Annotated in this window: 28 protein-coding genes; all 28 read left to right on the forward strand. The window is 68.2% G+C overall.

Translation table 11 applies throughout. The features are described from left to right. Nucleotides 1-60 precede the first annotated feature (60 nt). Nucleotides 61-3,957 carry a DNA-directed RNA polymerase subunit beta' gene (locus NR073_RS05140; protein WP_036317751.1) on the forward strand — a complete coding sequence of 1,299 codons (3,897 nt, stop codon included), beginning with the start codon at nt 61-63 and terminating at the stop codon, nt 3,955-3,957. Nucleotides 3,958-4,267: 310 nt separating this feature from the next. Further along, nucleotides 4,268-4,642 carry a 30S ribosomal protein S12 gene (gene rpsL, locus NR073_RS05145; RefSeq protein ID WP_002854787.1) on the forward strand — a complete coding sequence of 125 codons (375 nt, stop codon included), beginning with the start codon at nt 4,268-4,270 and terminating at the stop codon, nt 4,640-4,642. Further along, nucleotides 4,642-5,112 (forward strand): 30S ribosomal protein S7, encoded by a 471-nt coding sequence (gene rpsG, locus NR073_RS05150; RefSeq protein ID WP_010080379.1) that lies wholly within the window; start codon nt 4,642-4,644, stop codon nt 5,110-5,112. Before rpsL ends, rpsG begins: the two co-directional genes overlap by 1 nt. 117 nt (nt 5,113-5,229) lie before the next feature. Further along, the gene (gene fusA / locus NR073_RS05155; protein ID WP_036381535.1) at nt 5,230-7,344 is read left to right on the forward strand and encodes an elongation factor G; all 2,115 of its coding nucleotides are present in this window, start codon (nt 5,230-5,232) and stop codon (nt 7,342-7,344) included. A gap of 281 nt (nt 7,345-7,625) precedes the next feature. Continuing rightward, nucleotides 7,626-8,816, forward strand: a complete 1,191-nt coding sequence (gene tuf / locus NR073_RS05160; RefSeq protein ID WP_036317754.1) for an elongation factor Tu — start codon at nt 7,626-7,628, stop codon at nt 8,814-8,816. Between the two features lie 128 nt (nt 8,817-8,944). Beyond that, a complete protein-coding gene (locus NR073_RS05165) occupies nt 8,945-9,085 on the forward strand; it encodes a hypothetical protein (protein WP_186313101.1) in 141 nt (46 codons plus the stop codon). After that, nucleotides 9,082-9,549 carry a DUF3817 domain-containing protein gene (locus tag NR073_RS05170; protein WP_256748656.1) on the forward strand — a complete coding sequence of 156 codons (468 nt, stop codon included), beginning with the start codon at nt 9,082-9,084 and terminating at the stop codon, nt 9,547-9,549. The genes NR073_RS05165 and NR073_RS05170 overlap by 4 nt, the downstream gene beginning before the upstream one ends. Before the next feature lie 326 nt (nt 9,550-9,875). After that, nucleotides 9,876-10,184, forward strand: a complete 309-nt coding sequence (rpsJ, locus tag NR073_RS05175; protein ID WP_002857463.1) for a 30S ribosomal protein S10 — start codon at nt 9,876-9,878, stop codon at nt 10,182-10,184. A 20-nt stretch (nt 10,185-10,204) separates the two neighbouring features. After that, entirely contained in the window at nt 10,205-10,855 is a 651-nt protein-coding gene (gene rplC, locus NR073_RS05180; RefSeq protein WP_036337944.1) for a 50S ribosomal protein L3, read from the forward strand. A 4-nt stretch (nt 10,856-10,859) separates the two neighbouring features. After that, the gene (rplD, locus tag NR073_RS05185; RefSeq protein WP_036337947.1) at nt 10,860-11,495 is read left to right on the forward strand and encodes a 50S ribosomal protein L4; all 636 of its coding nucleotides are present in this window, start codon (nt 10,860-10,862) and stop codon (nt 11,493-11,495) included. Beyond that, a complete protein-coding gene (gene rplW / locus NR073_RS05190) occupies nt 11,492-11,797 on the forward strand; it encodes a 50S ribosomal protein L23 (protein WP_002857471.1) in 306 nt (101 codons plus the stop codon). Before rplD ends, rplW begins: the two co-directional genes overlap by 4 nt. Before the next feature lie 37 nt (nt 11,798-11,834). Further along, nucleotides 11,835-12,674, forward strand: coding sequence for a 50S ribosomal protein L2 (gene rplB / locus NR073_RS05195; protein WP_010080386.1), 840 nt, complete (start codon nt 11,835-11,837; stop codon nt 12,672-12,674). Nucleotides 12,675-12,689: 15 nt separating this feature from the next. After that, on the forward strand, nt 12,690-12,971 hold the full coding sequence (gene rpsS / locus NR073_RS05200) for a 30S ribosomal protein S19 (protein WP_002857475.1): 282 nt from the start codon (nt 12,690-12,692) through the stop codon (nt 12,969-12,971). Between the two features lie 51 nt (nt 12,972-13,022). Beyond that, nucleotides 13,023-13,388: a 50S ribosomal protein L22 gene (gene rplV / locus NR073_RS05205; protein ID WP_002857477.1), complete on the forward strand. Its 366-nt coding sequence runs from the start codon at nt 13,023-13,025 to the stop codon at nt 13,386-13,388. Nucleotides 13,389-13,390: 2 nt separating this feature from the next. Further along, on the forward strand, nt 13,391-14,209 hold the full coding sequence (gene rpsC / locus NR073_RS05210; RefSeq protein ID WP_002857479.1) for a 30S ribosomal protein S3: 819 nt from the start codon (nt 13,391-13,393) through the stop codon (nt 14,207-14,209). After that, the gene (gene rplP, locus NR073_RS05215; protein WP_002857481.1) at nt 14,209-14,625 is read left to right on the forward strand and encodes a 50S ribosomal protein L16; all 417 of its coding nucleotides are present in this window, start codon (nt 14,209-14,211) and stop codon (nt 14,623-14,625) included. Before rpsC ends, rplP begins: the two co-directional genes overlap by 1 nt. Nucleotides 14,626-14,629: 4 nt before the next feature. After that, nucleotides 14,630-14,899 carry a 50S ribosomal protein L29 gene (gene rpmC / locus NR073_RS05220; protein ID WP_002857484.1) on the forward strand — a complete coding sequence of 90 codons (270 nt, stop codon included), beginning with the start codon at nt 14,630-14,632 and terminating at the stop codon, nt 14,897-14,899. Then, entirely contained in the window at nt 14,896-15,177 is a 282-nt protein-coding gene (gene rpsQ / locus NR073_RS05225; RefSeq protein WP_002857485.1) for a 30S ribosomal protein S17, read from the forward strand. The genes rpmC and rpsQ overlap by 4 nt, the downstream gene beginning before the upstream one ends. A gap of 342 nt (nt 15,178-15,519) precedes the next feature. Continuing rightward, entirely contained in the window at nt 15,520-15,888 is a 369-nt protein-coding gene (gene rplN, locus NR073_RS05230) for a 50S ribosomal protein L14 (RefSeq protein WP_002857487.1), read from the forward strand. 4 nt (nt 15,889-15,892) lie between these two features. After that, complete coding sequence (rplX, locus tag NR073_RS05235; RefSeq protein WP_002857489.1) at nt 15,893-16,234, forward strand: 50S ribosomal protein L24; 342 nt, start codon at nt 15,893-15,895, stop codon at nt 16,232-16,234. Continuing rightward, on the forward strand, nt 16,234-16,809 hold the full coding sequence (gene rplE, locus NR073_RS05240) for a 50S ribosomal protein L5 (RefSeq protein WP_036337950.1): 576 nt from the start codon (nt 16,234-16,236) through the stop codon (nt 16,807-16,809). The genes rplX and rplE overlap by 1 nt, the downstream gene beginning before the upstream one ends. A 73-nt stretch (nt 16,810-16,882) precedes the next feature. Then, the gene (gene rpsH, locus NR073_RS05245) at nt 16,883-17,281 is read left to right on the forward strand and encodes a 30S ribosomal protein S8 (protein ID WP_002857494.1); all 399 of its coding nucleotides are present in this window, start codon (nt 16,883-16,885) and stop codon (nt 17,279-17,281) included. A 30-nt stretch (nt 17,282-17,311) separates the two neighbouring features. Then, nucleotides 17,312-17,845 carry a 50S ribosomal protein L6 gene (gene rplF / locus NR073_RS05250; protein ID WP_002857496.1) on the forward strand — a complete coding sequence of 178 codons (534 nt, stop codon included), beginning with the start codon at nt 17,312-17,314 and terminating at the stop codon, nt 17,843-17,845. Then, a complete protein-coding gene (gene rplR, locus NR073_RS05255) occupies nt 17,845-18,219 on the forward strand; it encodes a 50S ribosomal protein L18 (protein ID WP_002857498.1) in 375 nt (124 codons plus the stop codon). Before rplF ends, rplR begins: the two co-directional genes overlap by 1 nt. After that, on the forward strand, nt 18,216-18,965 hold the full coding sequence (rpsE, locus tag NR073_RS05260) for a 30S ribosomal protein S5 (RefSeq protein ID WP_036337953.1): 750 nt from the start codon (nt 18,216-18,218) through the stop codon (nt 18,963-18,965). The genes rplR and rpsE overlap by 4 nt, the downstream gene beginning before the upstream one ends. Nucleotides 18,966-18,968: 3 nt before the next feature. After that, entirely contained in the window at nt 18,969-19,193 is a 225-nt protein-coding gene (gene rpmD / locus NR073_RS05265) for a 50S ribosomal protein L30 (protein ID WP_002857502.1), read from the forward strand. Continuing rightward, nucleotides 19,186-19,638: a 50S ribosomal protein L15 gene (gene rplO / locus NR073_RS05270; RefSeq protein ID WP_036337956.1), complete on the forward strand. Its 453-nt coding sequence runs from the start codon at nt 19,186-19,188 to the stop codon at nt 19,636-19,638. Before rpmD ends, rplO begins: the two co-directional genes overlap by 8 nt. Nucleotides 19,639-19,803: 165 nt before the next feature. Then, complete coding sequence (gene secY / locus NR073_RS05275; RefSeq protein WP_012751035.1) at nt 19,804-21,111, forward strand: preprotein translocase subunit SecY; 1,308 nt, start codon at nt 19,804-19,806, stop codon at nt 21,109-21,111. Nucleotides 21,112-21,144 lie beyond the last annotated feature (33 nt).

The raw sequence follows: 21,144 nt of genomic DNA on the forward strand, positions 1-21,144 counted from the left end.
AAGACGTCACCTGAGAACCACTGAACCAAGGGAGTTCACCGGAGCATGAGCGTGAACAGCATGTCCACTGACAACTCTTTCGGCCTGATGCGCATCGGCCTGGCCACGGCGGAGGACATCCGCCGCTGGTCCTACGGCGAGGTCAAGAAGCCGGAGACCATCAACTACCGCACCCTGAAGCCGGAGAAGGACGGACTCTTCTGCGAGAAGATCTTCGGCCCCACCCGTGACTGGGAGTGCGCGTGCGGCAAGTACAAGCGCGTGCGCTTCAAGGGCATCATCTGCGAGCGCTGCGGCGTCGAGGTGACCCGCTCGAAGGTGCGCCGCGACCGCATGGGCCACATCGAGCTGGCCGCGCCGGTCACCCACATCTGGTACTTCAAGGGCGTGCCCTCGCGCCTGGGCTACCTGCTGGACCTGGCGCCGAAGGACCTCGAGAAGGTCATCTACTTCGCGGCGTACATGATCACCTCGGTGGACGAGGAGGCCCGGCACCGCGACCTGGCCAACCTCCAGGCCGAGTACGACCAGGAGACCCGTGTCCTGGCCGACCAGCGTGACTCCGACATCGCCGCGGTGGCCGCCGACCTCGAGAAGGACCTGGCCAAGCTGGAGTCCGAGGGCGCCAAGGCCGCCGAGAAGAAGAAGGCCCGCGACGCCGCGGACAAGACCATGGCGCAGATCCGCAAGCGCGCGGACGCGGACCTGGACCGCAAGGAGCAGGTCTGGGACCGCTTCAAGAACCTCAAGGTCGCCGACCTCGAGGGCGACGAGGGTCTGTACCGCGCCATGCGGGACAAGTACGGCCAGTACTTCGAGGGCTCGATGGGCGCGGAGGCGATCCAGCGTCGCCTGCAGACCTTCGACCTCGAGGCCGAGTCCGAGATGCTGCGTGAGACCATCAAGACGGGCAAGGGCCAGCGCAAGACCCGCGCCCTGAAGCGCCTGAAGGTCGTCAACGCGTTCCTGACCACGGACAACTCGCCCGAGGGCATGGTCCTGGACGCCGTCCCGGTGATCCCGCCGGAGCTGCGTCCGATGGTGCAGCTGGACGGCGGCCGCTTCGCGACCTCCGACCTCAACGACCTGTACCGTCGCGTGATCAACCGCAACAACCGCCTGAAGCGGCTGCTCGACCTCGGCGCGCCCGAGATCATCGTCAACAACGAGAAGCGCATGCTGCAGGAGGCCGTGGACTCGCTGTTCGACAACGGCCGCCGCGGCCGGCCGGTGACCGGCCCGGGCAACCGCCCGCTCAAGTCGCTCTCCGACATGCTCAAGGGCAAGCAGGGCCGGTTCCGTCAGAACCTGCTCGGCAAGCGCGTGGACTACTCGGGCCGCTCGGTCATCGTGGTGGGTCCCCAGCTCAAGCTGCACCAGTGCGGCCTGCCCAAGCAGATGGCGCTGGAGCTGTTCAAGCCGTTCGTGATGAAGCGTCTCGTGGACCTGAACCACGCGCAGAACATCAAGTCCGCCAAGCGCATGGTGGAGCGCTTCCGTCCGCAGGTCTGGGACGTGCTCGAGGAGGTCATCACCGAGCACCCGGTCCTGCTGAACCGCGCCCCCACCCTGCACCGTCTGGGCATCCAGGCCTTCGAGCCGCAGCTCGTGGAAGGCAAGGCCCTGCAGCTGCACCCGCTGGTCTGCTCCGCGTTCAACGCGGACTTCGACGGCGACCAGATGGCGGTCCACCTGCCCCTGTCGCCGGAGGCCCAGGCCGAGGCGCGCCTGCTCATGCTCTCGAGCCACAACATCCTGAAGCCCTCGGACGGCCGCGCGGTCGCCGTGCCGGCCCAGGACATGATCATCGGCCTGAACCACCTCACCACGGTGCGTCCGGACGAGGTCGGCGCGGGCAACCTGTACGCGACCGTCGGCGAGGCCATCATGGCGTTCGACGGCGGCGACCTGCACCTGAACGCGCCCGCACGGATCGGCGTCGAGGGCTTCGTGCCGTCGGCGGACGTGCCGGCCCCCGAGGGCTGGTCCGAGGGCGAGATCGCCCTCATCGAGACCACCCTGGGCAAGGTGCTGTTCAACGAGCTGCTGCCGGACGACTACCCGTGGCTGGACAAGCAGGCGACCAAGGGCACCCTCGGTCAGCTGGTCAACGACCTGGCCGAGCGCTACCCGATGGTCGTCACCGCGCAGACGCTGGACAACCTCAAGGACGCCGGCTTCCACTGGGGCACCTGGTCGGGTGTGACCGTGGCGATCTCGGACATCACCTCCGACTTCGACAAGGCCGCCATCATGGAGGGCTACGAGGAGCAGGCCCAGCGCGTGCAGCAGCAGTACGACAAGGGCCTGATCGCGGACGACGAGCGTCGCTCCGAGCTGATCGACATCTGGAACAAGGCCACCGACGAGGTCGCCGCGGCCATGAAGGACGGCCTGCCGGAGCTCAACACCATCAACCGCATGGTGTCCTCCGGTGCGCGAGGCAACTGGCTCCAGGTGCGCCAGATCGCGGGCATCCGCGGCCTCGTGGCCAACCCGAAGGGTGAGATCATCCCGCGTCCGATCAAGTCCTCGTACCGCGAGGGCCTGTCCGTGCTCGAGTACTTCTCCGCCACCCACGGCGCCCGCAAGGGCCTCGCGGACACCGCGCTGAAGACCGCGAACTCGGGCTACCTGACCCGTCGTCTCGTCGATGTGTCCCAGGACGTCATCGTCCGCGAGGACGACTGCGGCACCGAGCGCGGCCTGTCCGTCACGATCGCCGCCCCGAACGCCGACGGCGAGCTGGTGGCCCACGAGCAGGTCGAGAACTCGGCCTTCGCCCGCACGCTGGCCCAGGACGTCACGGGCGAGGACGGCACGGTGCTGGCCTCGGCCGGTGCGGACGTGGGCGACGTGCTGATCGGCGAGCTGGTGGCCGCCGGCGTCACGGAGATCAAGGTCCGCTCGGTCCTGACCTGCGAGTCCGCCGTGGGCACCTGCGCGAAGTGCTACGGCCGCTCCATGGCCACCGGCCAGCTGGTGGACATCGGCGAGGCCGTCGGCATCATCGCGGCCCAGTCGATCGGTGAGCCGGGCACCCAGCTCACCATGCGCACGTTCCACACCGGCGGTGTGGCCTCGGCCGACGACATCACGCAGGGTCTGCCCCGCATCCAGGAGCTCTTCGAGGCCCGCACCCCGAAGGGCGTGGCCCCGATCTCCGAGGTCGCCGGCCGCGTGACCATCGAGGACACCGAGGCGTCCGTGCGCCTGCTGCTCACCCCGGACGACGGCTCCGAGGAGATCGCCTACCCGGTGCTGCGCCGTGCGCGCATCCTCGTGGCCGACGGCGAGCACGTGCCGGTGGGCACGCAGCTCGTGGCCGGCGCCGTGGACCCGAAGCAGGTTCTGCGCGTGCTCGGCCCGCGGGCCGCGCAGCGGTTCCTCGTGGACGAGGTGCAGAACGTGTACCAGTCCCAGGGCGTGGGCATCCACGACAAGCACGTGGAGGTCATCGTCCGGCAGATGCTGCGTCGCATCACCGTCATCGAGTCCGGTGACACCGACCTGCTGCCGGGCGAGCTCACGGACCGGGCGCGCTTCGTGGCCGCCAACCGCGCCGCCGTCGCTGAGGGCCGCCAGCCGGCCTCCGGCCGCGACGAGCTGATGGGCATCACGAAGGCCTCGCTGGCCACGGACTCGTGGCTGTCGGCCGCGTCCTTCCAGGAGACGACCCGCGTCCTGACGCAGGCGGCCATGGAGGGCAAGTCCGACCCGCTGCTGGGCCTGAAGGAGAACGTGATCATCGGCAAGCTGATCCCGGCCGGCACGGGCCTGGACCGCTACACGAAGACCGTCGTGGAGCCGACGGAGGAGGCGAAGGCCAACCTGTTCGCCTCGCCGGCCGGCTTCGCGGACTTCGACTACCCGGGCCTGGACCAGTCGCTCGGCGAGAACGACTTCCACGCCGTCTCGTTGGACGACTACGACCGCGGGGGCGACTTCCGCGCCTGATCCCCGTCCCCCAGGGGGCCCGCCGTTCCGCCGCTCACGCGGGGGAGCGGCGGGCCCCTTGGCGTGCGGGGCCGGCTCGTCGACGGCGCCGGGGCGTGCTATGCTGTCAAGGATTGTTTTTCGTGTGGCAAATTGGACGCTGTCCGGGTCGCGGGGTCATTGCGCGGCAGATGCCACACTTTTGCACGCCTGCGGACGTCTGCTCGTTGCGAGCCCCCACAGGGAGAGGCAGAGCAGAGGAACGAGCAGCCGGCGCCCCGGGCGCCGGTCGATCACGTCAGCGATCACCGAAACACAGGAAGGCTGAAGAGTGCCTACGATTCAGCAGCTGGTCCGCAAGGGCCGCTCACCCAAGGTCGTCAATACGAAGGCCCCTGCCCTGCAGGGGAACCCCATGCGTCGTGGCGTGTGCACCCGTGTGTACACCACCACGCCCAAGAAGCCGAACTCGGCGCTGCGCAAGGTCGCCCGTGTGCGCCTGAACGGCGGCATCGAGGTCACCGCCTACATCCCCGGCGAGGGCCACAACCTGCAGGAGCATTCGATCGTGCTCGTCCGCGGCGGTCGTGTGAAGGACCTGCCCGGCGTGCGCTACAAGATCGTGCGCGGCGCCCTCGACACCCAGGGCGTGAAGAACCGCGGCCAGGCCCGCTCCCGCTACGGCGCCAAGAAGGAGAAGAAGTAATGCCTCGTAAGGGTCCTGCGCCGAAGCGCCCCCTCGTCGTCGATCCCGTCTACGGCTCCCCGCTGGTCACGCAGCTGATCAACAAGGTGCTCGTCGACGGCAAGAAGTCCACCGCCGAGCGCATCGTGTACGGCGCGCTCGAGGGCGCCCGTGCCAAGAACGGCGCCGATCCCGTGGCCACCCTCAAGAAGGCCATGGACAACATCAAGCCGGCCCTCGAGGTGCGCTCCCGCCGCGTCGGCGGCGCCACCTACCAGGTGCCCGTCGAGGTCAAGCCGGGCCGCTCCACGGCCCTGGCCCTGCGCTGGCTGGTCGGCTTCTCCAAGGCCCGCCGTGAGAAGACCATGACCGAGCGCCTGATGAACGAGATCCTGGACGCCTCGAACGGCCTGGGCGGCGCCGTGAAGCGTCGCGAGGACACCCACAAGATGGCCGAGGCCAACAAGGCCTTCGCCCACTACCGCTGGTGATCCGTGTGGCCCGGGGCGCGCGATCCGCGCCTCGGGCCGCAGGTGCGTCCTCTCGGACGGGCCACCCACCGCATCCACCTCACGAGCCCCCCATTCCACCCGACCAAGGGAGACACCGTGGCACAGGACGTGCTGACCGACCTGCACAAGGTCCGCAACATCGGCATCATGGCCCACATCGATGCCGGCAAGACCACCACCACCGAGCGCATCCTGTTCTACACGGGTGTCAACCACAAGCTGGGCGAGACCCACGACGGCGGCGCGACGACGGACTGGATGGAGCAGGAGAAGGAGCGCGGCATCACCATCACCTCCGCCGCGGTGACCTGCTTCTGGAACGACCACCAGATCAACATCATCGACACCCCCGGCCACGTGGACTTCACGGTCGAGGTGGAGCGCTCGCTGCGCGTGCTCGACGGCGCCGTCGCCGTGTTCGACGGCAAGGAGGGCGTGGAGCCCCAGTCGGAGACCGTGTGGCGCCAGGCGGACAAGTACAACGTCCCGCGCATCTGCTTCGTCAACAAGATGGACAAGCTGGGTGCGGACTTCTACTTCACCGTCGACACCATCGTGAAGCGCCTCGGCGCGCGTCCGCTCGTGATGCAGCTGCCGATCGGCGCCGAGAACGACTTCGTGGGCGTCGTCGACCTGCTCTCCATGAAGGCCTTCGTGTGGCCGGGCGACGCCAAGGGCGACGTCACCATGGGCGCCTCCTATGAGACTCGCGAGATCCCCGCCGAGCTCCAGGAGAAGGCCGAGGAGTACCGCAACGAGCTCGTCGAGGCCGTCGCCGAGACCTCCGAGGAGCTCATGGAGAAGTACCTCGAGGGCGAGGAGCTCACCGTCGAGGAGATCCAGGCCGGCGTGCGCCAGCTGACCGTGAACGCCGAGGCCTACCCGGTGTTCTGCGGCTCCGCGTTCAAGAACCGTGGCGTGCAGCCGATGCTGGACGCCGTGGTCGCCTACCTGCCGAACCCGCTGGACGCCGGCTCCGTCAAGGGCCACGCCGTGAACGACGAGGAGGAGGTGCTGGAGCGCGAGGCGTCGAAGGAGGCCCCGTTCTCGGCGCTCGCCTTCAAGATCGCCACGCACCCCTTCTTCGGCACGCTGACCTTCATCCGCGTGTACTCCGGCCGCCTGGAGTCCGGTGCGCAGATCCTCAACGCCACCAAGGGCAAGAAGGAGCGCATCGGCAAGCTGTTCCAGATGCACGCCAACAAGGAGAACCCGGTGGACGAGGTGGTCGCCGGCCACATCTACGCCGTGATCGGCCTCAAGGACACCACCACGGGCGACACCCTGTGCGATCCCGCGAACCCGATCATCCTCGAGTCGATGACCTTCCCGGAGCCCGTGATCTCCGTGGCCATCGAGCCGAAGACCAAGGGTGACCAGGAGAAGCTCTCCACCGCCATCCAGAAGCTCGTCGCCGAGGACCCCACGTTCCGCGTGAACCTCAACGAGGAGACCGGCCAGACCGAGATCGGCGGCATGGGCGAGCTCCACCTGGACGTGTTCGTGGACCGTATGAAGCGCGAGTTCAAGGTCGAGGCCAACGTGGGCAAGCCCCAGGTCGCGTACCGCGAGACCATCAAGCGCAAGGTCGACAAGGTCGACTACACGCACAAGAAGCAGACCGGCGGCTCCGGCCAGTTCGCCAAGGTGCAGCTGTCCTTCGAGCCCCTGGACACCGCCGAGGGCGAGGTCTACGAGTTCGAGAACGCCGTCACCGGCGGTCGCGTGCCCCGCGAGTACATCCCCTCGGTGGACGCGGGCATCCAGGACGCCATGCAGTTCGGCGTGCTGGCCGGCTACCCGATGGTCGGCGTGAAGGCCACCCTGCTCGACGGCGCGTACCACGACGTCGACTCCTCGGAGATGGCGTTCAAGATCGCCGGCTCCCAGGCCTTCAAGGAGGGTGTCCGCAAGGCCAACCCGATCATCCTCGAGCCGCTGATGGCCGTGGAGGTCCGCACCCCCGAGGAGTTCATGGGCGACGTCATCGGCGACCTGAACTCCCGCCGCGGCCAGATCCAGTCCATGGAGGACGCCACCGGCGTGAAGGTGGTCAACGCCCTCGTGCCGCTGTCGGAGATGTTCGGCTACATCGGCGACCTGCGCTCCAAGACGCAGGGCCGCGCGGTGTACTCGATGACCTTCCACTCCTACGCCGAGGTCCCCAAGGCCGTGGCGGACGAGATCATCCAGAAGTCCCAGGGCGAGTGACCGCAGGTCACCTGCTCTGAACGACCTGCCCCGGGTCGGCCGCCGCAGCCGCGGCCGGCCCGGGGCGACCGGACCGCCCTCCCCGGCGCGGCGGTCCGCGATCAGGACGGGTCAGGTCCGGTCCGCTTCCGGCGGTCCCGACGGCCTGGAACCGGACTGGCCCTCGTGAGGCCGGGATTTCCCCAACCCCGCACCATCCGAGTAGACTCAGTCAAGTTGTCAGCACGTCGCAGGCGGCTGAGCAGTCTTCTTGACGATGAACCAGTTCTTAGGAGGAACTAGTGGCAAAGGCAAAGTTCGAGCGGACGAAGCCGCACGTCAACATCGGCACCATCGGCCACGTTGACCACGGCAAGACCACGCTGACCGCCGCCATCTCGAAGGTCCTGTACGACAAGTACCCGGACCTGAACGAGGCCCGTGACTTCGCGACGATCGACTCCGCCCCCGAGGAGCGTCAGCGCGGCATCACCATCAACATCTCCCACGTGGAGTACCAGACCGAGAAGCGTCACTACGCCCACGTGGACGCCCCCGGTCACGCCGACTACATCAAGAACATGATCACCGGCGCCGCTCAGATGGACGGCGCGATCCTCGTGGTCGCCGCCACCGACGGCCCGATGGCCCAGACCCGTGAGCACGTGCTCCTGGCCCGCCAGGTCGGCGTGCCGGCCCTGCTCGTGGCCCTGAACAAGTCGGACATGGTCGAGGACGAGGAGCTCCTCGAGCTCGTCGAGATGGAGGTCCGCGAGCTGCTGTCCTCCCAGGACTTCGACGGCGACGAGGCCCCGGTCATCCGCACCTCCGGTCTGAAGGCCCTCGAGGGCGACCCCCAGTGGGTCAAGTCCGTCGAGGACCTCATGGAGGCCGTGGACGAGTTCATCCCGGACCCGGTCCGCGACAAGGACAAGCCGTTCCTGATGCCGATCGAGGACGTCTTCACCATCACCGGTCGTGGCACCGTGGTGACCGGTCGCGCCGAGCGCGGCACCCTGAAGATCAACTCCGAGGTCGAGATCGTCGGCATCCGCGACGTGCAGAAGACCACCGTCACCGGCATCGAGATGTTCCACAAGCAGCTCGACGAGGCCTGGGCCGGCGAGAACTGCGGTCTGCTGCTGCGCGGCCTGAAGCGCGACGACGTGGAGCGCGGCCAGGTTGTGGTGGAGCCGGGCTCCATCACCCCGCACACCAACTTCGAGGCGAACGTCTACATCCTGTCCAAGGACGAGGGTGGCCGTCACAACCCGTTCTACTCGAACTACCGCCCGCAGTTCTACTTCCGCACCACCGACGTCACCGGCGTCATCACGCTGCCCGAGGGCACCGAGATGGTCATGCCCGGCGACACCACCGAGATGTCGGTCGAGCTCATCCAGCCGATCGCCATGGAGGAGGGCCTCGGCTTTGCCATCCGCGAGGGTGGCCGCACCGTGGGCTCCGGCCGCGTCACCAAGATCACCAAGTGATCTGACGCATCCCGTCTCGTGGCTCCGTTGAGCCGCTGACGCGCGACGCCCCCGTCTCCGGGTCCCCCGGAGGCGGGGGCGTCGCCGTGTCCGACGACGGCGCGGCGGCGGCGGCTAGGCTGGGGAGCATGCCTGAACTGCTCATCCTCATCGTGGTGCTCGCCGTGGCCGTCGTGGCCGTGCGCTGGGCGCTGCGGACCTTCCGTCCCGAGATCGACCGTGCCCGGCGCATCCAGCGCGCGAACCGCGGCGGGGAGCTGGAGCGATGAGCCTGCCCGGCCCGCGCCGCCTCTTCGCCGTCACGGCGATGGCCGAGATGTTCACCTGGGCCGGTCTGCTGATCGCCATGGGCCTCAAGTACGGCGGAGTCACGGAGCGGGTGGTGCCGATCGCCGGCGGCGTCCACGGCTTCGTGTTCCTCTGCTACCTCGTGGTGACGGTCGCCGTGTGGATCGACGGGCGGTGGCCCGTGGCCCGCGGACTCCTCGGCCTCGGTTCGACGATCGTCCCGTTCATGACGGTCCCGTTCGAGCGGGCCCAGCGGCGGCGCGGCGAGCCGGCGTCGCGGTGGCAGGTCGTGGACCGCGCGCCGGGGCAGCGGGGGCCCCTCGAACGGCTTCTCGTCGTGGTGCTGCGCCATCCGGTGGTCAGCGCGCTCCTGGCGGTCGCCGTGGTCGCCGTCGTCTTCACGCTGCTGCTCAACGCCGGCCCGCCCACCGAGTGGGGCCGCTGAGCCCCGGGGGCCGCCGGGCCCGGCCCGCCGATTGGCGGACCTGGCCCGGTTCTGTCTATACTGATTCGGTTGCTCAAGCGCCATTGCGCTGTCGTCGTGTGTCTCGCGGCGGCAGCTCGGCCCAGATGTGACGTCACCACCCCGATCCGCCGCAGGCGTGTGCCCTCCCAGGAATGCGACACGCCCGACCGCGTGGACCGGAGTCCGGCGGCGGCGAGGAACCCGGTCCGACCGGATTCGCCCCGCGCGGGTGGAGGACAAGAAGGCGGACCCGATCCGCCGCACAGGGACAGGAACAGCACACCCGACGAGAGAGGCGTGACGCCATGGCGGGACAGAAGATCCGCATCCGGCTGAAGTCGTACGACCACGAGGTCATCGACGTCTCGGCCCGCAAGATCGTTGACACGGTCACGCGCGCAGGCGCGACGGTGGTCGGCCCCGTGCCGCTGCCGACGGAGAAGAACGTGTACTGCGTTATCCGTTCTCCCCACAAGTACAAGGACAGCCGCGAGCATTTCGAGATGCGCACCCACAAGCGGCTCATCGACATCATCGACCCGACCCCGAAGGCCGTCGACTCGCTCATGCGACTGGACCTGCCCGCGGACGTCAACATCGAGATCAAGCTCTGAGAGGGAGGTGCTGAGAGACTATGACCAACACCCAGAACATCAAGGGCCTGCTGGGCACGAAGCTCGGCATGACCCAGGTCTGGGATGAGGATAACAAGCTCATCCCCGTGACCGTGGTCAAGGCAGACCCGAACGTCGTCACCCAGCTGCGCTCCGAGGAGACCGACGGCTACACCGCCGTGCAGATCGCCTACGGCCAGATCGATCCCCGCCGCGTGACCAAGCCCCTGGCCGGTCACTTCGAGAAGGCCGGCGTGACCCCGCGTCGCCACCTCGTCGAGCTGCGCACCGCCGACGCCGCCGAGTACTCGCTCGGCCAGGACGTGACCGTGGAGGTCTTCGAGGCCGGCCAGAAGGTCGACGTCGTGGGCACCACCAAGGGCAAGGGTTTCGCCGGCGCCATGAAGCGCCACGGCTTCGCCGGTGTGGGCGCCTCGCACGGTGCGCACAAGAACCACCGCAAGCCCGGCTCCGTGGGCGGCGCGTCCACCCCCGGCCGCGTGTTCAAGGGCCAGCGCATGCCCGGTCGCATGGGCGCCGAGCGCCAGACCACCATGAACCTGACCCTCCACGGCATCGACGTGGAGAACAACCTCCTGCTGATCAAGGGCGCGGTGCCCGGCTCCAAGGGCCAGGTCGTGCTCGTCCGCAGCGCCGTGAAGGGAGCCTGAGACCATGGCTGAGAACTCCGTGAAGACCATCCAGGTCGATCTGCCCGCCGAGCTCTTCGACGTGCAGTCCAACGTGCCGCTCATGCACCAGGTCGTCGTCGCCCAGCTCGCCGCCGCCCGCCAGGGCACGCACAAGACGAAGCGCCGCGGCGAGGTGTCCGGTGCCGGTCGCAAGCCGTTCAAGCAGAAGGGCACCGGCCGCGCCCGTCAGGGCTCCATCCGGGCCCCGCACATGACCGGCGGTGGCATCGTCCACGGCCCCACCCCGCGCGACTACTCGCAGCGGACCCCCAAGAAGATGAAGGCCGCCGCCCTGCGCGGTGCCCTGTCGGACCGCGCCCGCAACGGCCGCGTCCACGTCATCGAGGCCCTCGTGTCCGGGACCACCCCGTCCACCAAGGCCGCCAAGGCGGGCCTCGCGTCCCTGAACACCGGCCGCAAGAACGTGCTGCTGGTGATCGACCGGGCCGACGACGTCGCCGCCCTGTCCGCCCGCAACCTGCCTGCGGTCCACACCCTGTACGCCGACCAGCTGAACACCTACGACGTGCTCGTCTCCGACGACGTCGTGTTCACCCAGGCGGCCTACGAGGCGTACGTGGCCCAGGCTTCCGGCGCCAAGAAGGAGGATGCCCAGTGAGCGGCTCCATCAACAAGGATCCCCGCGACGTGATCATCGCTCCCGTCGTGTCGGAGAAGAGCTACGGTCTGATCGACGAGGGCAAGTACACCTTCCTGGTCGACCCCCGCTCCAACAAGTCCGAGATCAAGCAGGCGGTGGAGCGCATCTTCAACGTCGACGTGGCCTCGGTCAACACCCTGAACCGTTCCGGCAAGCGCCGTCGCACCCGCTTCGGGTGGGGCCAGCGCAAGTCCACCAAGCGTGCCATCGTCACGCTCAAGGACGGGACCATCGACATCTTCGGAGGTCCGCTCGCCTGATCGGCGTGCGGAGACCACTTAATCGAGGAACTGACACATGGCTATCCGTAAGTACAAGCCGACCACCCCGGGCCTGCGCGGCTCGTCCGTGGCCGACTTCGCAGAGATCACCCGGTCCACGCCGGAGAAGTCCCTTCTCCGTCCGCTGCACAAGACCGGCGGCCGCAACAACACCGGCCGCATCACCACTCGTCACAAGGGCGGCGGCCACAAGCGCCAGTACCGCCTGGTCGACTTCCGTCGCCACGACAAGGACGGCGTGCCCGCCACCGTCGCGCACATCGAGTACGACCCGAACCGCACCGCCCGCATCGCGCTGCTGCACTACGCGGACGGCGCCAAGCGCTACATCCTGGCCCCGGCCAAGCTGAAGCAGGGCGACGTGGTCGAGGCCGGCCCGAACGCCGACATCAAGCCCGGCAACAACCTCCCGATGCGCAACATCCCCGTGGGCACCACCATCCACGCGGTGGAGCTGCGCCCCGGCGGCGGCGCCAAGATGGCCCGCTCCGCCGGCGCCTCCGTGCAGCTGGTCGCCCGCGAGGGCAAGTACGCCCAGCTGCGCCTGCCCTCCGGGGAGATCCGCAACGTCGACGTGCGCTGCCGCGCCACGATCGGCGAGGTCGGCAACGCCGAGCAGTCGAACATCAACTGGGGCAAGGCCGGCCGCATGCGCTGGAAGGGCGTCCGCCCGACCGTCCGCGGTGTCGTCATGAACCCGGTCGACCACCCGCACGGCGGTGGCGAGGGCAAGACCTCCGGCGGTCGTCACCCCGTCAACCGGAACGGCAAGCCCGAGGGCCGCACGCGTCGTCCGAACAAGGAAAGCGACAAGCTCATCGTGCGTCGCCGTCGTACCGGCAAGAACAAGCGATAAGGGAGCAGGGAAGACATGCCTCGCAGCCTGAAGAAGGGCCCCTTCGTCGATCAGCACCTCTACCTGAAGGTTCTGGCCGAGAACGAGAAGGGCAGCAAGAACGTCATCAAGACCTGGTCCCGCCGGTCGATGATCATCCCGGACATGCTGGGTCACACCATCGCGGTCCACGACGGACGCAAGCACGTCCCGGTGTTCGTCACCGAGTCCATGGTGGGTCACAAGCTGGGCGAGTTCGCCCCGACCCGGACCTACCGCGGCCACGTGAAGGACGACAAGAAGGGCAAGCGTCGCTGAGCCTGAGGGCACAGCATGCTTGACCTTCTCGAGAATCGAAAGAGAGAAGCAATGGAAGCCAAGGCAATTGCGCGCCACCTGCGCGTGACGCCGATGAAGGCCCGGCGCGTCGTCGACCTGGTCCGTGGCAAGCAGGCCACCGAAGCACTGGCCATCCTGAAGTTCGCCCAGCAGGGTGCTTCGGAGCCGGTGTACAAGCTGGTGACCTCCGCGGTGGCGAACGCCCGTGTCAAGGCGGACCGCGAGGGCCAGGCCTTCGACGAGGACGCCCTCTACATCACCGAGGCCTTCGTGGACGAGGGCCCGACCATGAAGCGGTTCCAGCCCCGTGCTCAGGGCCGCGCGTACCGCATCAACAAGCGCACGAGCCACGTGACCGTGGTCGTGGCGTCCAAGGACGAGAAGGGTGGGAACTGACAATGGGACAGAAGATCAACCCCAACGGGTTCCGCCTCGGCATCACCACCGACCACGTCTCGCACTGGTTCGCGGACTCCCACAAGGAGGGCCAGCGCTACGCTGACTTCCTCAAGGAGGACGTCAAGATCCGCGAGCTGATGACCACCGGCATGGAGCGCGCCGGCATCTCCAAGGTGGAGATCGAGCGCACCCGTGACCGCGTGCGCGTGGACATCCACACCGCGCGTCCGGGCATCGTGATCGGCCGCCGCGGCGCCGAGGCCGACCGCATCCGCGGTGAGCTCGAGAAGCTCACCGGCAAGCAGATCCAGCTGAACATCCTCGAGGTCAAGAACCCCGAGACCGATGCCCAGCTGGTGGCGCAGGGTGTGGCCGAGCAGCTCGCCTCCCGCGTGGCGTTCCGCCGTGCGATGAAGAAGGCGATCCAGTCCGCCATGCGCGCCGGCGCGCAGGGCATCCGCATCCAGTGCTCCGGCCGCCTCGGCGGCGCCGAGATGAGCCGCTCGGAGTTCTACCGCGAGGGTCGCGTGCCGCTGCACACCCTCCGCGCGAACATCGACTTCGGCAAGTTCGAGGCCAAGACCACCTTCGGCCGCATCGGCGTGAAGGTCTGGATCTACAAGGGCGACCTGACCGCCAAGGAGCTCGCGGCCAAGGAGGCCGCGCAGCCCTCCGGCCGTGGCCGTGGCGGCGAGCGCCGTGGCGGCGGCGAGCGTCGTCGTCGCAACGATCGCGCCGAGCGTGCTCCCCGCCAGGAGAACGCCGGCGCCGGCGCCGAGACCCCGGCCGCCGCTCCCGCTGAAGGAGGCAACGCCTGATGCTGATCCCCCGTCGCGTCAAGCACCGCAAGCAGCACCACCCCAAGCGTTCCGGCGCCGCCAAGGGCGGCACCACCGTGACGTTCGGCGAGTGGGGCATCCAGGCGCTCACGCCGGCCTATGTGACCAACCGTCAGATCGAGGCCGCCCGTATCGCCATGACCCGCTACATCAAGCGTGGCGGCAAGGTCTGGATCAACATCTACCCGGACCGTCCGATCACCAAGAAGCCCGCCGAGACCCGCATGGGCTCCGGCAAGGGCTCGCCGGAGTGGTGGGTCGCCAACGTCAAGCCCGGACGCGTGCTCTTCGAGCTGTCGGGTGTCACGGAGGACGTCGCCCGTGAGGCGCTCCGCCTGGCCATCCACAAGCTGCCGCTGAAGGCCCGTATCATCCGTCGAGAGGGTGGTGAGTGATCCCATGGCGATCGGCACCAAGGATCTGAACGTCGAGTCCCTGGACGGGATGGACAACGCCCGCCTGCTGGAGGCCCTGAAGTCCTCCAAGGAGGAGCTGTTCAACCTGCGCTTCCAGGCCGCCACCGGCCAGCTGGACAACGCCAGTCGGCTGAAGTCCGTCAAGCGTGACATCGCGCGCATCTACACGATCCTGCGCGAGCGCGAGCTGGGCATCCGCGGCGATGTCGCCGCCGAGGCGCAGGCCGAGAAGAACGAGGAGGCTGCCAAGTGACCGAGCAGACCCCGGCCGTCTCCGAGGAGCGCGGCTACCGCAAGGCCCTCCGTGGCATCGTCGTGTCCGACAAGATGGACAAGACCATCGTCGTCGAGGTCCAGGACCGCAAGAAGCACTCGCTCTACGGCAAGGTGATGAAGACCTCGAAGCGCGTGAAGGCGCACGACGAGGACAACACCGCCGGCGTGGGCGACCGCGTCCGCATCGCCGAGACCCGCCCGCTGTCCGCCTCCAAGCGGTGGCGCCTGGTGGAGGTCGTCGAGCGCGCCAAGTGATCGACCCGGCCCCCTGAGGGCCGGCGACGCAGAGGGCCGCCCCGTGCACTGGCACGGGGCGGCCTTGTGCGTTAGACTCTGATATTCGTGCGCCCTCTCGTTGGCAGGACCATCCATCCTGTGTGCCGAGGGCCGCGCACACCGATCCCGGATCCGCCTCGGCCCTGCCCTGCGCGCCCCTCCGCTCTCGACCTCCCCGACGCTGTCTGAACACGCGTCGTCGGGGGACGACGGCGGGCGGCCCGCCTCGGGGGAGGGGTAAGCGTCCCGGGATGCCCGTTCAACCGTTCCGCAAGGCTCGCCCATCGTGGGGGAGAACCGGCGCGACGCTAGGAGAGACAAGTGATCCAGCAGGAGTCGCGGCTCAAGGTCGCCGACAACACCGGTGCGAAGGAAATCCTGACCATCCGTGTTCTCGGCGGTTCCGGACGCCGCTACGCAGGCATCGGCGACACCATCGTCGCCACCGTGAAGGACGCCATCCCCGGCGGCAACGTCAAGAAGGGCGACGTCGTCAAGGCCGTGGTGGTCCGCACCCGCAAGCAGTCCCGCCGTCCCGACGGCTCGTACATCAAGTTCGACGAGAACGCGGCGGTCATCCTGAAGACCGACGGCGAGCCCCGTGGCACGCGCATCTTCGGCCCCGTGGGTCGCGAGCTGCGTGACAAGAAGTTCATGAAGATCGTGTCGCTCGCCCCGGAGGTGATCTGACCTCATGGCCAAGATCAAGAAGGACGACCTCGTCCAGGTCATCAGTGGCAAGGACAAGGGCAAGCAGGGCAAGGTCCTGCGCGTGTTCCCGACGGATGAGCGCGTGCTCGTCGAGGGCGTGAACCGCGTGACCAAGCACCTGCGCGCCGGCCAGGACAACAACGGTTCCACCGAGGGCGGCCTGCAGGTCGTCGAGGCCCCGATCCACATCTCGAACGTGGCCGTGGTGGACCCGGAGACCAAGAAGCCGACCCGTGTGGGCTACCGCTTCGAGACCGTCGAGAAGGACGGCGTGAGCAAGACCGTGAAGGTCCGCTTCGCCAAGGCCTCGGGGAAGGAGCTGTGATGACCGAGGTGCAGCAGACCGAGAAGGTCACCCCGCGTCTGAAGACCAAGTACCGCGAGGAGATCCGCGACGCCCTGCAGGAGCAGTTCCAGTACGGGAACGTGATGCAGGTGCCGGGCCTTGTGAAGGTCGTCGTCAACATGGGCGTCGGCGAGGCCGCCAAGGACTCCAAGATCATCGACGGCGCGGTCACCGACCTCACCGCCATCACCGGCCAGAAGCCGATGATCACCAAGGCCCGCAAGTCCATCGCGCAGTTCAAGCTGCGTGAGGGCATGCCCATCGGCACCCACGCCACCCTCCGTGGCGATCGCATGTGGGAGTTCCTGGACCGCCTGGTCACGCTCGCGCTGCCGCGCATCCGTGACTTCCGCGGCCTGTCCGACCGCCAGTTCGACGGCAACGGCAACTACACCTTCGGCCTGTCCGAGCAGACCGTGTTCCACGAGATCGATCAGGACAAGATCGACCGCGTGCGCGGCATGGACATCACCGTGGTGACGACCGCCAAGAACGACGACGAGGGCCGCGCGCTGCTGAAGGCGCTGGGCTTCCCGTTCAAGACCGACCAGTAAGACCTCCACGCCACAGGTCCTCCACCGGTGAACCGATGGCGGAAACCACGGCGAGAAAGGGCGTGAAGCCCACATGACCATGACCGATCCCGTCGCAGACATGCTGACCCGTCTGCGCAACGCAAACTCGGCCTACCACGACACCGTGTCCATGCCGTCCTCGAAGCTGAAGACTCGCGTCGCCGAGATCCTCAAGGCCGAGGGCTACATCCAGGACTGGCGCGAGGAGGAGGCCGAGGTCGGCAAGAAGCTGACCATCGACCTGAAGTTCGGCCCGCAGCGTGAGCGTGCGATCGCCGGCCTGCGCCGCATCTCCAAGCCGGGCCTGCGCGTGTACGCGAAGTCCACGAACCTGCCCCACGTGCTGGGCGGCCTCGGCATCGCCATCCTGTCCACCTCCTCTGGTCTCCTCACGAACCAGCAGGCCGCCAAGAAGGGCGTGGGCGGAGAAGTCCTCGCCTACGTCTGGTGACGGGCAAGACGGAAGAAAGGCTGAACTGACATGTCTCGAATCGGACGTCTCCCGATCACCATCCCCGCCGGCGTCGATGTGACCATCGACGGCGACCGCGTCTCCGTGAAGGGCCCCAAGGGCCAGCTCGAGCACTCGCTGCCCACGCCCATCACGGCCACCCTCGAGGAGGGGCAGGTCACCGTGGCCCGCCCCGACGACGAGCGTGAGTCCCGCTCCCTGCACGGTCTGACCCGCACCCTCATCAGCAACATGGTCGAGGGCGTGACCAACGGCTTCTCCAAGCAGCTCGAGGTCGTCGGCACCGGCTACCGCGTGCAGGCCAAGGGCCAGGACCTCGAGTTCGCCCTGGGCTACTCCCACCCTGTCCCGGTGAAGGCGCCCCAGGGCATCACCTTCACGGTGGAGGGCAACCGGGTCACCGTCGCCGGTATCGACAAGCAGCAGGTCGGCGAGACCGCCGCCAACATCCGCAAGCTGCGCCGCCCCGACCCGTACAAGGGCAAGGGCGTGCGCTACGCGGGCGAGCAGATCCGCCGCAAGGCCGGAAAGGCAGGTAAGTGATGTCTACTCTGAAGGTGAAGGGCAAGGGCAAGTTCAACGCCCGCACCCGCCGCCACCTCCGGGTGCGCAAGCGGATCTCCGGCACCACCGTCCGTCCCCGCCTCGTCGTCAACCGCTCTGCACGGCACATGTTCGTGCAGGTCGTGGACGACACGCAGAGCCGCACGCTCGCGTACGCCTCCACCATGGAGGCCGACGTGCGTGCGCTCGAGGGCGACAAGACGGCCAAGGCCAAGCGCGTGGGCGAGCTCGTCGCCGAGCGTGCCAAGGCGGCCGGCATCGAGGCCGTGGTCTTCGACCGCGGCGGCAACAAGTACCACGGGCGCGTCGCGGCCGTGGCCGACGGTGCGCGAGAGGGTGGGCTGCAGCTGTGACCGAGAACATCAACCAGAAGGACACTCAGGTGACCGAGAGCACCGAGACCACCGTCTCCGAGACCGGGTCGGGCTCGGCGAGCCAGACCACCGAGCGCGCCGCCGGTGGCCGCGGCGGTCGCGACGGCGGCCGCGGTGGCCGTGACGGCGATCGTCGTGGCGGCCGTCGCGACGACCGCAACCGTCGTGGCGCCCAGGACGACGAGAAGGACCAGTTCCTCGAGCGAGTCGTGGGCATCAACCGCGTCTCCAAGGTCGTCAAGGGCGGCCGCCGATTCTCCTTCACCGCCCTCGTGGTGGTGGGTGACGGCGACGGCACCGTCGGCGTCGGCTACGGCAAGGCGAAGGAGGTCCCCGCTGCGATCCAGAAGGCCGTGGAGGAGGCCAAGAAGTCCTTCTTCCGCGTCCCCCGCGTCGGCTCCACCATCCCGCACCTGGTGCAGGGTGAGGACGCCGCCGGCGTCGTGCTGCTCCGCCCGGCCTCCCCGGGTACCGGCGTGATCGCCGGCGGTCCGGTGCGCGCCGTGCTCGAGTGCGCCGGCATCCACGACGTGCTCTCCAAGTCCATGGGCTCCGTGAACGCGATCAACATCGTGCGCGGCACCGTGGACGCCCTCAAGAAGCTGGAAGAGCCCCAGGCCGTCGCCGCCCGCCGCGGCAAGGCCCTGGACGAGATCGCCCCCCATGCGATGCTGCGCACCATGGAGAACGATCGCGCCCAGAAGAGCGCGAAGGCAGGTGCGTGAGCCGTGTTTGAGCCCACCCGCAAGAACATCCAGCCCTCGGACGCCACCCTGGTCATCACCCAGACCCGCGGTGTCACGGGCTCCAAGCAGAACCATCGGGACACCCTGCGCTCGCTGGGCCTGAAGCGGATCGGCCACCAGGTCACCCGCAAGGCCGATGCGGTGACGGTCGGCATGGTCAACACCGTGCCGCACCTGGTGTCCGTGGAGGAGGTCAACAATGGCTGACAACGACGCCATCAAGGTCCACGACCTGCGTCCGGCCCCCGGTGCCAAGACCGCCAAGACCCGCGTGGGTCGCGGTGAGGCGTCGAAGGGCAAGACCGCCGGTCGCGGCACCAAGGGCACCAAGGCCCGTTACCAGGTCCGTGCGGGCTTCGAGGGCGGCCAGCTGCCCCTGCAGATGCGTCTGCCGAAGCTCCGCGGCTTCAAGAACCCGTTCCGCACGGAGTACCAGGTCGTGAACCTGGACAAGCTCTCCGCGCACTTCCCCGAGGGCGGTGAGGTCACCGTGGACGCGCTCGTGTCCAAGGGCCTCGTCCGTCGCGGTCAGCCCGTGAAGGTGCTGGGCGCGGGGGAGATCACCGCGGCCGTGCAGGTGAAGGCGAACGCCTTCTCCTCGTCCGCCGTGGAGAAGATCCAGGCCGCCGGCGGGTCCACCGAGACCCTCTGACACGTCGACCCATCGACCGAGGGCCCTGGCCCGGAGCAGGAGCTCCGGACCAGGGCCCTCGGTCCGTCCGTGTAGACTCGCACAGCGGCCGCCCCGGTGTTGCCGCCGTCTCGTGCCCCGCCCCGCGGCCGGCGCGCGCCCCACAGGACCACCGCAGGAGGACTCGTGCTCAAGGCCATCGCCCGGATCGTCCGGACGCCTGACCTGTTGCGGAAGATCGCCTTCACGCTCGGGCTCATCGCCGTCTACCGGATGGGCGCCTTCGTGCCGGCCCCTGGGGTGGACTACCCGGCGGTGCAGCAGTGTCTGGCAGCGGGCAACGCCCAGGGCGGCCTGTACTCCTTCGTGAACATGTTCTCGGGCGGGGCGCTCCTGCAGGTGTCCGTCTTCGCGCTCGGCATCATGCCCTACATCACGGCGTCGATCATCGTGCAGCTTCTGCGGGTGGTGATCCCGCGCTTCGAGCAGCTCCACCAGGAGGGCCCGCAGGGCCAGGCGACGCTGACGCAGTACACCCGCTACCTGACCCTCGCCCTCGCCCTGCTGCAGGCGACCACGATGGCCTCGCTGGCCCGCACCGGGGCCCTGCTCGGATGCAGCCTGCCGCTGCTGCGCGACGGCTCCATCCTCACGGTGCTGCTCGTGGTCATCGCCCTGACCACCGGATGTCTCATCGTCATGTGGTTCGGCGAGCGGATCACCGAGAACGGCGTGGGCAACGGCATGTCCCTGCTGATCTTCACCTCCATCGCGGCGGGCTTCCCGGCCGGCCTCGGCCAGGTGGTCCAGACGCAGGGCTGGCGCGTTTTCGCGATCGTCATGGGGATCGGCCTGCTCACCATGCTGGCCATCGTCTTCGTGGAGGAGTCGCAGCGCCGGATCCCGGTCCAGTACGCCAAGCGGCAGATCGGCTCGCGGACCGTGGGCGGGTCGAGCACCTACATCCCGGTCAAGGTGAACATGGCCAACGTCATCCCGGTCATCTTCGCCTCCTCCGTGTTGATGCTCCCGGGCATCCTCATCCAGTTCAACACGCCGCAGGACGGCAGTGCGCCGGCCCCGTGGATCACGTGGCTGAGCCGGTACTTCGGCTCCGGCGACCACCCGGTGTACATGGCACTGTACTTCCTGCTCATCATCGGCTTCACGTACTTCTACGTGTCCATCACGTTCAACCCGGTGGAGATCTCGGACAACATGAAGCGCTATGGCGGCTTCATCCCCGGCGTCCGCGCCGGACGGCCCACCGAGCGTTACCTGCAGTACGTCATCAGCCGCATCACGTTCGTGGGCGCCCTCTACCTCGGTATCGTGGCCATGATCCCGCTGATCGCCTTCGCGGTGATCGGCACCAGCCAGAACTTCCCGCTCGGCGGCACGTCCATCCTCATCATGGTGGGCGTCGGCCTCCAGACCGTGAAGCAGGTCAGCGCACAGATGGAGCAGCGCCACTACGAGGGCCTGCTGCGCTGAGCCCCGACCCGATCCCGCAACGCCGTCCGTATC

Source organism: Micrococcus sp. Mcc28 (assembly GCF_024519775.1).
Lineage (GTDB): Bacteria > Actinomycetota > Actinomycetes > Actinomycetales > Micrococcaceae > Micrococcus > Micrococcus luteus.

Bases quoted from the DNA above. Each gene is read 5' to 3' on its own strand.
- NR073_RS05140 (WP_036317751.1), top strand. From the start codon at position 61: ATGTCCACTGACAACTCTTTCGGCCTGATGCGCATCGGCCTGGCCACG.
- rpsG (WP_010080379.1), top strand. From the start codon at position 4,642: ATGCCTCGTAAGGGTCCTGCGCCGAAGCGCCCCCTCGTCGTCGATCCC.
- NR073_RS05165 (WP_186313101.1), top strand. From the start codon at position 8,945: ATGCCTGAACTGCTCATCCTCATCGTGGTGCTCGCCGTGGCCGTCGTG.
- NR073_RS05170 (WP_256748656.1), top strand. From the start codon at position 9,082: ATGAGCCTGCCCGGCCCGCGCCGCCTCTTCGCCGTCACGGCGATGGCC.
- rpsJ (WP_002857463.1), top strand. From the start codon at position 9,876: ATGGCGGGACAGAAGATCCGCATCCGGCTGAAGTCGTACGACCACGAG.
- rplC (WP_036337944.1), top strand. From the start codon at position 10,205: ATGACCAACACCCAGAACATCAAGGGCCTGCTGGGCACGAAGCTCGGC.
- rplD (WP_036337947.1), top strand. From the start codon at position 10,860: ATGGCTGAGAACTCCGTGAAGACCATCCAGGTCGATCTGCCCGCCGAG.
- rplB (WP_010080386.1), top strand. From the start codon at position 11,835: ATGGCTATCCGTAAGTACAAGCCGACCACCCCGGGCCTGCGCGGCTCG.
- rpsS (WP_002857475.1), top strand. From the start codon at position 12,690: ATGCCTCGCAGCCTGAAGAAGGGCCCCTTCGTCGATCAGCACCTCTAC.
- rplV (WP_002857477.1), top strand. From the start codon at position 13,023: ATGGAAGCCAAGGCAATTGCGCGCCACCTGCGCGTGACGCCGATGAAG.
- rpsC (WP_002857479.1), top strand. From the start codon at position 13,391: ATGGGACAGAAGATCAACCCCAACGGGTTCCGCCTCGGCATCACCACC.
- rplP (WP_002857481.1), top strand. From the start codon at position 14,209: ATGCTGATCCCCCGTCGCGTCAAGCACCGCAAGCAGCACCACCCCAAG.
- rpmC (WP_002857484.1), top strand. From the start codon at position 14,630: ATGGCGATCGGCACCAAGGATCTGAACGTCGAGTCCCTGGACGGGATG.
- rplX (WP_002857489.1), top strand. From the start codon at position 15,893: ATGGCCAAGATCAAGAAGGACGACCTCGTCCAGGTCATCAGTGGCAAG.
- rplE (WP_036337950.1), top strand. From the start codon at position 16,234: ATGACCGAGGTGCAGCAGACCGAGAAGGTCACCCCGCGTCTGAAGACC.
- rpsH (WP_002857494.1), top strand. From the start codon at position 16,883: ATGACCATGACCGATCCCGTCGCAGACATGCTGACCCGTCTGCGCAAC.
- rplF (WP_002857496.1), top strand. From the start codon at position 17,312: ATGTCTCGAATCGGACGTCTCCCGATCACCATCCCCGCCGGCGTCGAT.
- rplR (WP_002857498.1), top strand. From the start codon at position 17,845: ATGTCTACTCTGAAGGTGAAGGGCAAGGGCAAGTTCAACGCCCGCACC.
- rplO (WP_036337956.1), top strand. From the start codon at position 19,186: ATGGCTGACAACGACGCCATCAAGGTCCACGACCTGCGTCCGGCCCCC.